The following is a 14,906-nucleotide window of genomic DNA, read 5'->3' on the forward strand; positions in this document are numbered from 1 at the left end:
CGCAGTCAGACCTCGCCGCTGCGGCCGCCCTCACCATTCGGCACGAGGGAGGCCACTTCGTCAAGGATTCTGCTCGCCATCAATGTCTTCGAACCGTACGGCAAGCCGATTTCGGTGCCGTCGGCGGCCAGCAGCCAGCCGGTGTTGTCCTCGGTTCCGAAGGCCCGGCCGTCGCCCACCGCGTTGACCACCAGCAGGTCGCAGCCCTTACGGCGGAGTTTGGCCCGGCCGTGGTCGAGGACCCCGCCGTGTTCGTCGCCGGTTTCGGCGGCGAATCCCACGATCACCGTGCGTTCGGGGATCTCACCGGCGGTGCGGCCGGCCACCAGGCCGGCCAGGATGTCGGGGTTGGTGTCGAGCTCGATCGGAGCCGGACCGCTCTCGCCCTTCTTGATCTTGGCGCCGGCCACCGACACGGGCCGGAAGTCGGCCACCGCGGCGGCCATGATCACCACGTCGGCCTCGGCGGCGCGCCGGATCATCTGCTCCTGCAGTTCCCGCGCCGAGGCGATGCGCACCACCTCCACCGCGGCCGGTTCTCCCGGCTCGTCGACGGCGCCGGCGACCAGGGTCACCTGGGCGCCGCGCTGTGCCGCGGCCCGAGCCAGTGCGTACCCCTGCTTGCCGGAGCTGTGGTTGCCCAGGTACCGGACCGGATCAAGGGCTTCGCGGGTGCCGCCGGCGCTGATCAGCATGCGCACCCCGCCCAGGTCGTGCGGGAGGGCGTCGGGGCGGGCCAGGAGCAGATCGCCCAGCAGCCCGATCTCGGTGGGTTCGGGCAGGCGGCCGGCGCCGGTGTCGGCACCGGTCAGCCGGCCCGAGGCGGGTACGGCGACGGTGGCCCCGTGCCGGCGCAGGGTGGCGACGTTCTCAACCGTGGCCGGGTGCTCCCACATCTCGGTATGCATGGCCGGCACGAAGAGCACCGGGCACCGCGCGGTGAGCAGGGTGGCGGTCAGCAGGTCGTCGGCGCGGCCGGCGGCGGCCCGGGCCATCAGATCGGCGGTGGCCGGTGCGATCACCACCAGATCCGCCTGCCGCCCCAGCGCCACATGGGCCACCTCGTCGACGTCGTCGAAGACCTCGGTGGTGACAGGGTTGCCGGACAGCGCCTCGAAGGTGGCGGCGCCGACGAACTTCAGCGCGGCGCGGGTGGGGATCACCCGGACGTCATGGCCGGCCTCGGTGAAGTGCCGGATGACCGAGCAGACCTTGTATGCGGCGATTCCGCCGCCGACGCCGACGACGATACGACGACGGGTCGTGGAGCGCTCTGCCACGGCCGGCGCCCTACTCGCCTTCGGTGTGCTCGAGCAGGTCGGAGTGGATCTCGCGGAGAGCGATCGACAGCGGCTTCTCGTGAACGCCCGGCTCCACCAGCGGTCCCACGTACTCGAGGATGCCGTCGGCGAGCTGGTTGTAGTAGTCGTTGATCTGGCGGGCACGCTTGGCCGCGTAGATCACCAGGGCGTACTTCGACGAGGCGCGCTCGAGCAGCTCGTCGATCGGCGGGTCGGTGATGCCCAGCGGGGTGTCGTAGACGGGCTCGTCGACGACGGCGTCGATCTCGATGTCGGTCTGGGTGCTCACGCAATCTCCTGCACAGTGAAAAAATATCTAGATCCCGGCGAGCCGGAGGCTCCGGCCGAGAGGTTCTCTAGTGGCCGATCAGCAAGTTTACCAACTGCTGCACCGCCGCGTCGACATCGTCGTTCACCACGACGTGTTGGAACTCGTCGCGGGCGTCCATCTCGACGCGTGCGGTCTGCAGCCGGCGCTCGATCGCCTCGGGGGTCTCGGTGCCGCGGCCGGTGAGCCGGGTCACCAGTTCGTCCCAGCTCGGCGGCGCGAGAAAGACGGTGATCGCCTCGGGCAGTGCCTCGCGCACGGCGCGCGCGCCGGCCAGATCCACCTCCACCAGCACCGGGTCGCCGGCCTCGAGGGCCTGCAGCACCGGTGCGGCGGGCGTTCCCGAACGCTGCAGCCCGCCGTGGATGTCAGCCCACTCGAGCATCTCGCCGCGATCGATCATCGCGTCGAACTCGGGCCGGCTGACGAAGTAGTAGTCGCGGCCGTGCTGTTCGCCCGGACGCGGGTCACGGGTGGTGGCCGAGACGCTGAAGTTCAGGCCGGGCACCTGCTCACGGAGCCGGGCCACCACCGTCGACTTCCCAACGGCCGAGGGGCCGACCAGCACAAGCAGTCGGCCCCTCGCCGGGGTTGGTTCAGCGGGCACGCTCAGCTGGGGAACTTCTCGAGCAGGGCCTTGCGCTGGCGGTCGCCCAGACCGCGCAGGCGGCGGGTCGGCGCGATCTCGAGCTCGGTCATGATCTCCTGCGCCTTGACCTTGCCCACCTTCGGCAGGGCTTCGAGCAGGGCCGAGACCTTCATCTTGCCCAGGATCTCGTCGTTCTCGGCGTCGGCCAGCACCTGCTTGAGATCGGTGCCGCCCCGCTTGAGACGCTCCTTCAGCTCGGCACGGGCACGACGGGCAGCAGCCGCCTTCTCCAGCGCCGCCTTACGCTGCTCGTCTGTCAACTGGGGAAGAGCCACGGTTCCTCCGTCTTTCGTGTTTGCGGTTCGGTTGGTCCACCGAAGCTATCTCAACTTCCGGCGGTAGTGCACCCGGGGTCTGTCAGGACCTCGGCGCTCACGACGATCGTAACCGTTCATCGTGATGACCAGGAGAGACGGTACCCCCTGGCGTGGCGCCGCACGAACACCCACCCCCGGGCGAGTCGCCTCTCGCCGCTCACAGTAGCGTGTCGCTGCATGCAGCCGACTGACCTGCGAACCCTCAGCCAGCTCCTGCGCGGCGACCTCGCCCCGACCGCCACCACCGAGCACACCGTGGTGTCCGATCGGCCGCATGCCCGGCTCCTCCGGTACGGCTCCGACGAACAGCTCGATCAGGCCCGCCGGGACGGGGCCGTGCCGGTGCTGCTGGTTCCGCCGCTGGCCGTGCCGGCCTTCGCCTACGACCTCGCCCCGCACGCCCAGCCGGCCAATTCGGTGGTCGAGTTCCTGCTCTCGACCGGCACGGTGCCGTATGTGGTGGACTTCGGCGACGTCTCGCGCGCCGACCGGCACATCGGCTTCGAGACCTACTTCGATCATCTGGTGCCGAGGGCGATCGGCCAGGTGGTGGCCGACTTCGCGGGTGCGACCGATGCCGTGGACCTGATGGCCTGGAGCCTGGGCGGCACCCTCAGTTTCATGACCGCCGCCAACGATCCGGGGCTGCCCATCCGGTCGATCATCACCGTCGGAACTCCGTTGAACTACACCAAGATTCAGCCCTATCCCCTGGTGCGTGCGGTGCTCGGGCCCACCGGCGGGCGGCCGGCCACCTATCTGCTGCGCGCGCTCGCGGGCATTCCGGCTCCGCTGGTGCGCGCGGCGTACCGCGCCACCTCCTGGGATCGCGAACTGCGCAAGCCCGCCTACATTCTGCGGAACCTGCACGATCGGGAGGCGCTGAGCCGGATGCAGGTGATCGACCGTTTCCAGGACTCGCTGCCCGGATATCCGGGCAAGGTGGCCGAACAGATGCTGGTCAACCTGGTGGTGCGCAACGAGATCACCGACGGCGTGCTGCACTTCGACCGGCACACCGTGGATCTGCACAGCATCACCGCGCCGATCTTCCTCACCGGCTCCCACCGCGACGCCATCGTCTCGCACGCCGCGGCCGCCTGGGGCACCGAACTGTTCACCGGATCCCAGCACGTGGAGTTCCACACGATCGAATCGAGCCATCTGGGCATGCTGACCGGCGCCGACGCCGCTCAGCACACCTGGCCGGCGGTGCAGGCGTTCCGCGCGCGGCTCGACGCCGACCGGATCTAACCGGCGGGATCGGGCACCAGGACGGCGGCGCCGTCGAAGCGGCCGGCCTTGAGATCGGCCAGCGCCTGATCGGCGCGGGAGAACGGATACGGGTGCGTGGTGGCGCGCACCCCGTAGCGCTGGACCAGCTCCAGGAACTCGCGGCCGTCGGCCCGGGTGTTGGCGGTCACCGAGCGGAGTTCCTTCTCGTAGAAGAGCTCCTCCTCGTATCGCAGCGGCGGTATGTCGCTGAGGTGGATGCCCGCCACGGCCAGGACGCCGCCCCGGCCCAGGGCCCGCAGGATCACCGGGACCAGCTCCCCGGCCGGCGCGAAGGTGATCGCCGCATCGAGCTCGACCGGCGGGCGGTCGTAGGCGCCGCCCACCGACGCCGTACCCAGCTCCCGCGCCAGGTCCTGCGCCTGCCGGCCCCGGGTGAGCACGTGCACCTCCAGGCCCATAGCGATCGCGAGCTGAGCGCACAGATGCGCGCTGCCGCCGAAGCCGTACAGGCCCAGGCGGGCCGGTCGGCCGAGGTCGGCGCCGTCGTCGAGCAGGCCGGTGCGCCGCAGCGCCCGGTAGCCGATGATCCCGGCGCACAGCAGCGGGGCGAGCGCCACATCGTCGACGGCGCCGGGCAGCCGGTAGGCGAAAGCCGCGGGGACGGTGGTGAACTCGGCGTATCCGCCGTCGACGTCCCAGCCGGTGTAGGCCGAGGCCGGGCACAGGTTCTCCGCGCCGCGCCGGCACTGCGCGCAGCTGCCGTCGGTCGAGTGCAGCCAGGCCACGCCCACGCGGTCGCCGACGGCGAAGTCCGCCACACCGCTGCCAACCGCGCACACCTGCCCCACCACCTCGTGGCCGGGCGTGATCTGCGGACGATGCACCGGCAGGTCGCCTTCCACCACGTGCAGATCGGTCCGGCAGACACCGCAGGCGCGCACCGAGACCAGCAACTCGCCCGGTCCGGCGACGGGCACCGGTTTGTCGAGCAGCCGCAGCGGCGAGGACTCGATCGGCCCGGGCTCGGCCACCGCCCACGCCTTCATCGTCGCCGGGAGCGGCCCGCCCGCGACTCCCCCGTCTGCCGATTCCGGACTCATACCCCCAGGGTAGGCCGGTTCGCCACGCTCGGCTCCGCTACGCGGTCCTCAGGGCCGCTTCGACGGCGTCGCGGGTGCTCTCCGCGGTGGCGGCGAGAGCGGCGGGCTCCGGCCCGGCCTGCAGAATGCTGCGGGACGCGGCCGGCAGCAGCCAGCCGGTGTCGAGGGTGCCCGCGAAGATTCCCGGCAGGTCCTGCGGTGTCGCCCCCTGGGCGCCGAGTCCCGGTGAGAGGACCGGACCGGCCAGTTCCCGCAGATCCAGGCCGTGCTCGCGGGTCGCGCCGACCACCAGACCGACCGTCCCCCGCCCGTCGGCGTTGCTCTGGGCGGCCAGGTCGACGATGGACTGGGCGACGGTGCGCTCCCCCGCCGCGGCGGCCGTCTGCACGGCGGCCCCCTCCGGATTGGAGGTCCTGGCCAGCACGAACACACCGCGCCCGGTGGCGCCGGCCTGGGTCAGAGCCGGGTCGAGGGAACCGAAGCCCAGGTAGGGCGAGGCGGTGACCGCGTCCGCGCACAGCGGCGAGGCGTCGTCGAGCCACGCGGTGGTGTAGGCGGCCATCGTGGATCCGATGTCACCGCGCTTGGCGTCGGCCAGCACCAGCGCACCGGCCTCCCGGCAGCCGGCGATCACGTCCTCGAGGACGGCGAAGCCGCCCGCACCGAAGGCCTCGAAGAAGGCGACCTGCGGTTTGATGACCGCCGCCACCGGACCGAGTCCCTGCACGCAGGCCTGCCCGAAGGCGCGCAGACCGTCCACCGACACCGGCAGACCCCACTGCTCGAGCAGAGCCGGGTGCGGATCGATGCCCGCGCACAGCCGGCCGCGGCCGGCCACGGCGGCGCGGTACCGGTCGCCGAACCCGGCGGTGGTCACCGGCCGCTCCGCAGCGCGGACTGCCGGCGTTGCAGCGACTCGACACCCATCGTGGAGCTGAGCGCCGCCTCGATTCCCTGCACGGCGGCACCGGCACCGGGCACGGTGGTGATGCACGGGATCCGCGCACCGAGCGCCGCCGCCCGGATCTCGTAACCGTCGGCGCGGGTGCCCGAGTGCCCGAACGGGGTGTTGATGATCATGTCGACCCGGCCGTCGCGGATCATCTCCACCACCGACTCCTCCCCCTCGGCCGCCTCGTAGTGCTTGCGCACCTCGGTCACCTCGATGCCGTTGCGCCGCAGGACCTCTGCGGTGCCGCCGGTGGCCAGGACGGTGAAGCCCAGGTCGGCGAGCCGTTTGGCCGGGAAGATGATGGAGGCCTTGTCCTTGTTGGCCACCGAGACGAACACCGCCCCGGAGGTGGGCAGCGAGCCGCCGGCCGCCTCCTGCGACTTGGCGAAGGCCCGCCCGAAATCGGCGTCGATACCCATCACCTCACCGGTGGACTTCATCTCCGGCGAGAGCAGGGTGTCGATGACCTTGCCCTCCGGGGTGCGGAACCGGTTGAACGGCAGCACCGCCTCCTTGACCGCGATCGGTGAGCCGCTCGGCACCGCGGTGCCGTCGCCGTGTGCGGGCAGCACTTCCTGGGTGCGCAGTTCGTCGATCGTCATGCCCATCATCACCCGCGCGCAGGCCTTGGCCATCGGCACCGCGGTCGCCTTGGACACGAACGGCACGGTGCGGCTGGCCCGCGGGTTGGCTTCGAGCACGTAGAGCACGCCGTCCTTGAGGGCGTACTGCACATTGAGCAGTCCGCGCACCCCGATCCCCCGGGCCAGGGCCTCGGTGGAACGGCGCACCGCCTCGATCTCCTCGGCGCCGAGGGTGATCGGCGGCAGCGCACACGCCGAGTCGCCGGAGTGGATGCCGGCCTCCTCGATGTGTTCCATCACGCCGCCGATGTACATGTCGGTGCCGTCGAACAGGGCGTCGACGTCGATCTCGACCGCGTCCTCGAGGAAGCGGTCCACCAGCACCGGCCGGTCGTCGGAGATCTCGGTGGCGCGGGAGATGTAGTCGGCGAGCGCCTGCTCGTCGTAGACGATCTCCATGCCGCGCCCGCCGAGCACGTACGACGGCCGGACCAGCACCGGGTAGCCGATGCCGGCGGCGATCTCGCGTGCGCCTTCGAAGGTGGTGGCGGTTCCGAACTTGGGGGCCGGCAGGCCGGCGGCGACGAGCACCTTGCCGAATTCGCCGCGATCCTCGGCCAGGTCGATGGCGGCCGGGCTGGTGCCGACGATCGGCACCCCGGCGGCCTCCAGCCGCGCCGCCAGCCCCAGCGGGGTCTGCCCGCCCAGCTGCACGATCACCCCGGCCACCGTCCCGGACTCGGACTCGGCGTGGACCACCTCGAGGACGTCCTCGAAGGTGAGCGGCTCGAAGTAGAGCCGGTCGGCGGTGTCGTAGTCGGTGGACACCGTCTCCGGGTTGCAGTTGACCATCACGGTCTCGTAGCCGGCCTCGCTGAGGGTCAGCGCGGCGTGCACACACGAGTAGTCGAACTCGATGCCCTGCCCGATCCGGTTGGGACCGCTGCCCAGGATCAGCACCTTGGGCCGGTCGGTCTGCGGCGCGATCTCCGAGGTCGCCGCGGGGTCGAGCTCATAGGTCGAGTAGTGGTACGGCGTCTTGGCCTCGAACTCGGCGGCGCAGGTGTCGACGGTCTTGTAGACCGGCCGCACCCCGAGCGCATGCCGGTGGGCGCGGACCGCGTCCTCGTCGCCCAGTTCCGCCGCCGGGTCCCGGTGCCGGCGCAGCGCCGCGATCTGCCGGTCGGACAGGCCGGTGCTCTTGGCCAGCCGCAGCAGATCCTCGTCGAGCGCGTCGGCGTCGCGCACCTGTGCGCCGACCTCCCCGATCCAGCCGATCTCGGCCAGGAACCACGGGTCGATGGCGGTGGCCTCGTAGAGCTGCTCGACGGTGGCACCGGCCTCGAAGGCCTGCATGATCTTGTACATCCGGCCGTCGCGCGGCACCGCGATCTCGGCGAGCAGTGCGTCGAGGTCGATCGACGCCGGATCCGGCCGGTCGGGTTCGGTCCAGAAACCGGCCGCCTTGGTCTCGAGCGAGCGCATGACCTTGCCGAAGGCCTCGGTGAAGCTGCGGCCCAGGCTCATCGCCTCGCCCACCGACTTCATGGTGGTGGTCAGGGTGTCGTCGGCGCCCGGGAACTTCTCGAAGGCGAACCGCGGCGCCTTGACCACGACGTAGTCCAGGGTCGGCTCGAAGCAGGCCGGGGTCACCTTGGTGATGTCGTTGGTGATCTCGTCGAGTGAGTAGCCGATCGCCAGTTTGGCGGCCATCTTGGCGATCGGGTAGCCGGTGGCCTTGGAGGCCAGCGCCGACGACCGCGACACCCGCGGGTTCATCTCGATCACCACCAGCCGGCCGTCCCGCGGATCCTGCGCGAACTGGATGTTGCAGCCGCCGGTGTCCACACCCACTTCGCGCAGGATGGCGATCGACTGGTCGCGCATGATCTGGTACTCGCGGTCGGTGAGGGTCATCGCCGGGGCCACGGTGATCGAGTCGCCGGTGTGCACACCCACCGGGTCGACGTTCTCGATCGAGCAGATCACCACGACGTTGTCGCGGTTGTCGCGCATGAGCTCGAGCTCGTACTCCTTCCAGCCGAGGATCGACTCCTCGATGAGCACGTTGGCCGTCGGCGAGGCGGCCAGACCGCCGCCGGCGATCCGCTCCAGATCGCTCTCGTCGTAGGCCATGCCCGAGCCGAGCCCGCCCATGGTGAACGACGGCCGCACGACCACCGGGTAGCCGAGTTCGGCGACGGTGGCGCGGACCTCGTCCATGGTGTGGCAGACCGCGGAGCGGGCCGATTCCCCGCCCACCTTGGCGACGATGTCCTTGAACATCTGGCGGTCCTCGCCGCGCTGGATCGCGTCGAAGTCGGCGCCGATCAGCTCGATGCCGTACTTGTCGAGAATCCCCTGCTCGGACAGGGCGACCGCGGTGTTCAGCGCGGTCTGGCCGCCGAGGGTGGCCAGCACGGCGTCGATCGGATGGCCGCCGTCGCGTTCGGCGATGATCACCTTCTCGACGAATTCGGCGGTGATCGGCTCGACATAGGTGGCGTCGGCGAACTCCGGGTCGGTCATGATGGTCGCCGGGTTGGAGTTGACCAGCGAGACGCGCAGGCCCTCGGCCTTGAGCACGCGGCAGGCCTGGGTGCCCGAGTAGTCGAACTCGCAGGCCTGTCCGATGACGATCGGGCCGGAGCCGATCACCAGGACGTGAGAGATGTCGGTGCGGCGTGGCATCAGGAACGGGTCCCTTCCTGCTCGGTTTCGACCTGTTCGGTGCGGGACTTCTCCATCGCGGCGACGAACTTGTCGAAGAGGTTGGCGGCGTCGTGCGGGCCGGAGGCGGCCTCGGGGTGGTACTGCACCGAGAAGGCGGTGCCGTCGAGGAGTTCGACGCCTTCGACGACGCCGTCGTTGGCGCAGACGTGGCTGACCCGGGCGCGCCCGAAGTCGGTGTCGAACTCTTCGCCGGCCTGGCCCTCGAGGGCGAAGCCGTGGTTCTGCGAGGTGATGGCCACCTCGCCGGTCGCGACGTCGATCACCGGGATGTTGATGCCGCGGTGACCGAACTTGAGCTTGTAGGTGGAGCGGCCGAGGGCCCGGCCCAGGATCTGGTTGCCGAAGCAGATCCCGAAGGTCGGCAGCTTGGCGGCCAGCACCTGGCGGGTCAGCTCGACGGCCCGGTCGGCGGTCACCGGATCGCCGGGACCGTTGGACAGGAAGAAGCCGTCGGGGTCGATGGCCTGCACGTCGGCGAGGGTCGCCGTGGACGGCAGCACGTGCACCTCCACCCCGCGGGCGGCGAGCATGCGCGGGGTGTTGGCCTTGATCCCCAGGTCCACGGCGGCCACCCGGTAGCGGGGTTCGCCGGCGGCTTCGACCACGTAGGTCTCAGCGGTGCTCACCTCGTCGGCGAGCGAGGCCCCGGCCATCGACGGCTGGCTGCGCACGGCGGCGAGCAGCTCGTCGGTGTCGGCCAGTGCGGCGCCGGAGAAGATCCCGGCCTTCATCGACCCGTGCTCACGCAGCACCCGCACCAGGGCGCGGGTGTCGATCCCGGAGATCGAGACGACCCCCTGGCGGATCAGCTCGTCTTCGAGGGAGCTGCTCGAACGCCAGTTGGAGACCCGGCGGGTGGGGTTGCGCACCGCGTAGCCGGCCACCCAGATCTTCCCGGGGTCGTGGTGGTCGATGAACTCCGCCGACCAGCGCACCTCGGAACGCTTGCCCAGCAGGCTCTCCGAGTCCTCGGTGTTCCAGCCGGTGTTGCCGATCTGCGGCGCCGTCGCGACCACGATCTGCCGGTGGTAGCTGGGGTCGGTGAGGGTCTCCTGGTAGCCGGTCATGGCCGTGCAGAAGACCGCCTCCCCCAGCGTCTGGCCCTCCGCCCCGAAACTGCGGCCGGTGTAGACCTGGCCGTTCTCCAGCACCAGCACTGCTCTGCTCATGACTTCTTCCTCTTCTTGCCGTTGGTGGTGCTGCCGGCCGCATCCTCCTGCGCCAGCTTCTCCCGGGTGGCGTCGGTGACCTTCTCGTAGGCCTCGCTCCACTGCGGGTACACGTCCTTGTCGTCGCCGCGGATACCGGTGTCGATCTCCAGTCCGGACGGCAGGGTCCAGCGGATCACCAGCACTCCGTCCCGGGACATGACCTTGCCGGCCAGGCCGTTCTCCGGGCGCACCGCACTGATCGACTCCTCCGGGATCCAGACGCTCGAGGCGCCGTTGCGTTCGATCAGGATCCCGCCCGGGTAGCGGGCGTAGGTGCAGGTGGCCCGGTCGCCGACATCGCCGACCGCGATCCGGTTCTGCCAGCTCGGCGCCATGGTGGCACCCAGGTACAGGCCGGTGTGCGGACCGATCGTCGGCTCGCCCGGCTCGGCGGGCGGTGCGGGCAGTGTGCCGACGGCCTCCTCCTGGCGGCGGCCGCGGTTGCGCCAGCCGCGCAGCACCAGGCCCACCAGCATGAGCCAGAACGCCAGCACGATCAGCATGACGACGAATTCGTACCAGCTCATCGGTGCGTCACCGTCCCGCGCAGCACGGTGCCGAGCACCCTGGCCGGGAGCGTCATCTCGGCGTACGGGGTGTTGCGCGACTTGCTGGCCAGCTCGTCGGCGGCCACCGTCCACTGCGCGTCCGGATCGACGACGGCCAGGTTGCCCGGTTCGCCGACGGCGATCGGCCGCCCCTGGTCGTCGAGCCCGACCAGCTGCGCCGGACGTTCGCTCATCACCCGGGCCACCCCCCGCCAGTCGAGCAGTCCCGGGCCGACCATGGTCTCGACCACGATCGACAGCGCCGTCTCGAGGCCGAGCATGCCCGGGCGGGCCTGGGAGAACTCGCAGCACTTCTCCTGCGCGGCGTGCGGAGCGTGGTCGGTGGCGACGCAGTCGATGGTGCCGTCGGCCAGCGCGGCCCGCAGCGCGAGCTTGTCGCGTTCCTCGCGCAGCGGCGGGTTGACCCGGTTGACGCCGTCGTAGGTCTCGAGCCGGCTGTCGTCGAGCAGCAGATGGTGCGGGGTCACCTCGGCGCTGATCTCGATGCCCTGCCCGCGCGCCCAGCGCAGCAGTTCGACGGTGCCCTCGGTGGAGGCGTGCGCCACGTGCACGCGGTAGCCGGCGTCGCGGGCCAGCAGGGCGTCGCGGGCGACGATCGACTCCTCGGCGGCGCGCGGCCAGCCGGTCAGGCCCAGCCGCGCGGCGATCGCCCCGTCGTGGGCGACGGCGCCCTCGGTGAGCCGCGGCTCCTCCGAATGCTGGGAGATCAGGACGCCCAGGCCCTTCGAGTACTCCAGCGCCCGCTTCATCACCAGCGGATCGTGGACGCATTTGCCGTCGTCGCTGAACAGCTTCACCCGGCCCGTGCCGGCGGCCATCATGCCCATCTCGGCGAGCTGCTCGCCGGCCAGGCCCACGGTGACCGCACCCACCGGGTGCACATCCACCAGTCCGACCTCCTGGCCGAGCCGCCACACCAGGTCGGTGACGGCCGCGTTGTCGGCCACCGGGTCGGTGTTGGCCATCGCGAAGACGGCCGTGTATCCGCCGGCCGCGGCCGCGGCGGATCCGCTGGCGACGGTCTCGGTGTCCTCCCGGCCCGGCTCACGCAGGTGGGTGTGCAGGTCGACGAAGCCGGGCAGCAGGATTCCGCCGCGGCCGTCGAGGACCTCGGCGCCGTCGGGGGCCTCCAGGCCTGCGCCGATCGCGGTGATCGTCCCGTCGGTGACCGCGACATCGACCGGTTCGCCGTCGCCGTAAGGCCGGACATTGGTGATCAGAACCGATCCGTTGACGGTCACTGCTGATTCCCTCCTGCGAGGTCGGGGTGGGGGTGTTCGGTCGGCGCCGGGTCGGCGTCACTGGCGAGCAGGCGGAACAGCACGGCCATCCGCACGTGCACACCGGCGCGCACCTGGTCGAGGACCACGGTCTGCGGGGCGTCGGCCACGTCGAAGCCGATCTCCATGCCGCGCAGCATCGGGCCCGGGTGCAGGACCGCCGCGTGATCGGGCAGCAATGCCAGGCGGGTGTCGCTGAGCCCGTAGCGCACCGAGTATTCGCGGGAGCTCGGGAAGAAGCCACCGTTCATGCGTTCGGCCTGGACCCGCAGCATCATCACCGCGTCGGCGGCCGGGAGTTCGGCGTCGAGCTCGGTGCCCACCCGGACCGGCCAGGTCTCGACGCCGGTCGGGAGCAGGGTGGGCGGGGCCACCAGCACCACCTCGGCGCCGAGGGTGGAGAGCAGGTGCGCGTTGGAGCGGGCCACCCGCGAATGCAGGATGTCGCCGACCAGCACGATCCGCCGCCCGTCGAGCGAGCCGAGCCGTCGGCGCAGCGAGTACGCGTCCAGCAGTGCCTGAGTGGGGTGTTCGTGGGTGCCGTCGCCGGCGTTGATCACCGACGGTCCGGTGCTGGGCAGGCCCAGCACGTCGGTGCCGTCGTTGGTCCACCGGGCGATCTGGGCGGCCGCTCCGGAGGCCGGGTGGCGCACGATCAGCGCGTCGGCACCGGCGGCGCGCAGCGTCTTGGCGGTGTCGCGCAGCGATTCGCCCTTGTTCACCGAGGAACTCGAGGCGCTGACGTTGATCACGTCCGCGCTCATCCATTTGCCGGCCACCTCGAAGGAGACCCGGGTGCGGGTGGAGTTCTCGTAGAAGACCGTCATCACGGTGCGTCCGCGCAGGGTGGGGAGCTTGCGGATCTCCCGGCCCGCGAGGGCCTGTTCGAAGCGGGCCGCCTCGTCGAGCAGCTCGACGGCCTCGTCGCGGTTCAGGTCGGCCGTCGAGAGCAGATGCTTCATGCCCGCGCCTCCGGCGTGGACAGCACCACTTCGTCGACGCCGTCATGCTCGGCGAGGTGCACCTCGACCTCTTCGTCGCGGGCGGTCGGAATGTTCTTGCCGACGTAGTCCGCGCGCAGCGGCAGTTCGCGGTGGCCGCGGTCGACCAGGACGGCCAGCTGAACTCCGGCCGGCCGGCCGAGGTCACGCAGTGCGTCCAGCGCCGCACGGACCGTCCGTCCGGAGAACAGCACGTCGTCGACCAGGATCACCAGCGCACCGTCGACGCCGCCCGCGGGCACCAGGGTGCGTTCGAGCGGCCGGTGCGGCTTGTCGCGCAGGTCGTCGCGGTAGAGGGTGATGTCGAGGTAGCCGGTGGGCACCTCCACACCGGTGAATTCGGCGATCTTCCCGGCGAGCCGCTGCGCCAGCGAGGTGCCGCGGGTAGGAATGCCGATCAGCACCACGGACCCGGAGTCGTCGGCGTCGAGCGCCGTCTTCTCGATGATCTGGTGCGCCATCCGCGCTACGGTGCGGCCCACATCGGATGCGTCCAAGAGCACCCGGCTGCGCGCACCATCGACTGGCGTGGCCAAGCCGACCTCCTTCTCCGCCTCACCGGACGGCCGTTAAAGGAAATTGCTTCGGCGACTGAGTCTACTCCCGTTCGGCCGCCGCCCGAACCTGGGGGGCGAGAACCGCGATCCGGTCGAGCACCGCGTTGACGAAGGCCGGCGAATCATCGGTCGAGAGCTCGGTCGCCAAAGTCACCGCCTCGTCGATCACCACCGTCAGGTCGACGTCGGAGGCGTAGAGCAGCTCCCAGGTTCCCAGCCGCAGAATGGCCCGGTCGACGGCGGGCAGCCGGTCGAACTCCCAGTTCTGGAGCCGGGCCGCGATCACCGCCTCGATCTGATCGGCTTCGGCGGTCACCCCCTCGGCCAGCTGCACCGCGTAGCCGGTCATCTCGCCGACGCTGTCGTCGGTGGCGAAGATCTCCCGCCGCTGGGCGATCAGCTCGGTGGCCGGCACCCCCTTGGCCTCCGCCTCGAACAACAGGTCCACGGCGCGCCGCCGCTGCCGATGCCGACCGCGGGACTCGCCTCCCCGGTCAGCTGTTGACACGGCCCAGATAGCTGCCGTCGCGCGAGTCGATCTTCAGCTTGTCCCCGGTGTTGATGAACAGCGGCACCTGCACCTCGGCGCCGGTCTCCACGGTGGCCGGCTTGGTGCCGCCGGTGGAGCGGTCGCCCTGCAGACCCGGATCGGTGTGGGTCACCTCGAGTTCGACGGTGACCGGCAGTTCCACCGACAGCGGCTCACTGTCGTGGGTGGAGACCTGCACGGACATGTTCTCCAGCAGGAACCGGGCGCCGTCGCCGACGAGTTCGGGGGTGAGGCTGATCTGGTCGAAGGTCTCGCCGTCCATGAAGACGTAGTCGGAGCCGTCGTTGTACAGGTAGGTCATGTCCCGGCGGTCCACGGTGGCGGTCTCCACCTTGACACCCGCGTTGAAGGTCTTGTCGACGTTCTTGCCGGTGGTCACGTTCTTCAGCTTGGTGCGCACGAAGGCGGGGCCCTTGCCGGGCTTGACGTGCTGGAATTCGACGATCTGCCAGAGCTGGCCTTCCATCTTCAGCACCAGGCCGTTCTTGAAGTCGGCGGTCGTCGCCATACGCGTATCTCCTTGCAGGTGTTCGGTCTT

Annotated in this window: 15 protein-coding genes; 1 reads left to right on the forward strand and 14 read right to left on the reverse strand. The window is 70.6% G+C overall.

The features are described from left to right. Window positions 1-5: 5 nt before the first annotated feature. From coaBC to mihF, 4 genes are all read right to left on the reverse strand, one after another. On the reverse strand, window positions 6-1,280 hold the full coding sequence (coaBC, locus tag ACJMNC_RS00740) for a bifunctional phosphopantothenoylcysteine decarboxylase/phosphopantothenate--cysteine ligase CoaBC (protein WP_408946047.1): 1,275 nt from the start codon (window positions 1,278-1,280) through the stop codon (window positions 6-8). Window positions 1,281-1,290: 10 nt separating this feature from the next. Then, a complete protein-coding gene (gene rpoZ, locus ACJMNC_RS00745) occupies window positions 1,291-1,590 on the reverse strand; it encodes a DNA-directed RNA polymerase subunit omega (protein ID WP_408946048.1) in 300 nt (99 codons plus the stop codon). Between the two features lie 67 nt (window positions 1,591-1,657). After that, a complete protein-coding gene (gene gmk, locus ACJMNC_RS00750; RefSeq protein WP_408946049.1) occupies window positions 1,658-2,236 on the reverse strand; it encodes a guanylate kinase in 579 nt (192 codons plus the stop codon). Between the two features lie 2 nt (window positions 2,237-2,238). Further along, the gene (gene mihF, locus ACJMNC_RS00755) at window positions 2,239-2,553 is read right to left on the reverse strand and encodes an integration host factor, actinobacterial type (RefSeq protein ID WP_408946050.1); all 315 of its coding nucleotides are present in this window, start codon (window positions 2,551-2,553) and stop codon (window positions 2,239-2,241) included. A 219-nt stretch (window positions 2,554-2,772) separates the two neighbouring features. On the opposite strand from mihF, the gene ACJMNC_RS00760 reads away from it, so the two are divergent. Then, complete coding sequence (locus ACJMNC_RS00760) at window positions 2,773-3,849, forward strand: alpha/beta hydrolase (RefSeq protein ID WP_408946051.1); 1,077 nt, start codon at window positions 2,773-2,775, stop codon at window positions 3,847-3,849. Here ACJMNC_RS00760 and ACJMNC_RS00765 read toward each other — a convergent pair. The 10 genes from ACJMNC_RS00765 to efp all read right to left on the reverse strand — a co-directional run bounded on the left by ACJMNC_RS00765 (window position 3,846) and on the right by efp (window position 14,876). After that, a complete protein-coding gene (locus tag ACJMNC_RS00765; protein WP_408946442.1) occupies window positions 3,846-4,877 on the reverse strand; it encodes a zinc-binding alcohol dehydrogenase family protein in 1,032 nt (343 codons plus the stop codon). The genes ACJMNC_RS00760 and ACJMNC_RS00765 overlap by 4 nt on opposite strands. A gap of 91 nt (window positions 4,878-4,968) precedes the next feature. Then, a complete protein-coding gene (pyrF, locus tag ACJMNC_RS00770; protein WP_408946052.1) occupies window positions 4,969-5,808 on the reverse strand; it encodes an orotidine-5'-phosphate decarboxylase in 840 nt (279 codons plus the stop codon). Next, window positions 5,805-9,158: a carbamoyl-phosphate synthase large subunit gene (gene carB / locus ACJMNC_RS00775; RefSeq protein ID WP_408946053.1), complete on the reverse strand. Its 3,354-nt coding sequence runs from the start codon at window positions 9,156-9,158 to the stop codon at window positions 5,805-5,807. The genes pyrF and carB overlap by 4 nt, the downstream gene beginning before the upstream one ends. Further along, entirely contained in the window at window positions 9,158-10,369 is a 1,212-nt protein-coding gene (carA, locus tag ACJMNC_RS00780; RefSeq protein ID WP_408946054.1) for a glutamine-hydrolyzing carbamoyl-phosphate synthase small subunit, read from the reverse strand. Before carA ends, carB begins: the two co-directional genes overlap by 1 nt. Next, window positions 10,366-10,938 (reverse strand): transporter, encoded by a 573-nt coding sequence (locus ACJMNC_RS00785; RefSeq protein WP_408946055.1) that lies wholly within the window; start codon window positions 10,936-10,938, stop codon window positions 10,366-10,368. Before ACJMNC_RS00785 ends, carA begins: the two co-directional genes overlap by 4 nt. Then, the gene (locus ACJMNC_RS00790) at window positions 10,935-12,221 is read right to left on the reverse strand and encodes a dihydroorotase (RefSeq protein ID WP_408946056.1); all 1,287 of its coding nucleotides are present in this window, start codon (window positions 12,219-12,221) and stop codon (window positions 10,935-10,937) included. The genes ACJMNC_RS00785 and ACJMNC_RS00790 overlap by 4 nt, the downstream gene beginning before the upstream one ends. After that, window positions 12,218-13,222: an aspartate carbamoyltransferase catalytic subunit gene (locus ACJMNC_RS00795; RefSeq protein ID WP_408946057.1), complete on the reverse strand. Its 1,005-nt coding sequence runs from the start codon at window positions 13,220-13,222 to the stop codon at window positions 12,218-12,220. Before ACJMNC_RS00795 ends, ACJMNC_RS00790 begins: the two co-directional genes overlap by 4 nt. Then, entirely contained in the window at window positions 13,219-13,797 is a 579-nt protein-coding gene (pyrR, locus tag ACJMNC_RS00800; RefSeq protein WP_408946058.1) for a bifunctional pyr operon transcriptional regulator/uracil phosphoribosyltransferase PyrR, read from the reverse strand. Before pyrR ends, ACJMNC_RS00795 begins: the two co-directional genes overlap by 4 nt. Window positions 13,798-13,858: 61 nt before the next feature. Further along, the gene (gene nusB, locus ACJMNC_RS00805) at window positions 13,859-14,326 is read right to left on the reverse strand and encodes a transcription antitermination factor NusB (RefSeq protein WP_408946059.1); all 468 of its coding nucleotides are present in this window, start codon (window positions 14,324-14,326) and stop codon (window positions 13,859-13,861) included. Continuing rightward, on the reverse strand, window positions 14,313-14,876 hold the full coding sequence (efp, locus tag ACJMNC_RS00810; protein ID WP_408946060.1) for an elongation factor P: 564 nt from the start codon (window positions 14,874-14,876) through the stop codon (window positions 14,313-14,315). Before efp ends, nusB begins: the two co-directional genes overlap by 14 nt. Window positions 14,877-14,906: the final 30 nt, after the last annotated feature.

Origin of the sequence: Gordonia sp. VNK21 (assembly GCF_046098115.1) — a bacterium.
Lineage (GTDB): Bacteria > Actinomycetota > Actinomycetes > Mycobacteriales > Mycobacteriaceae > Gordonia.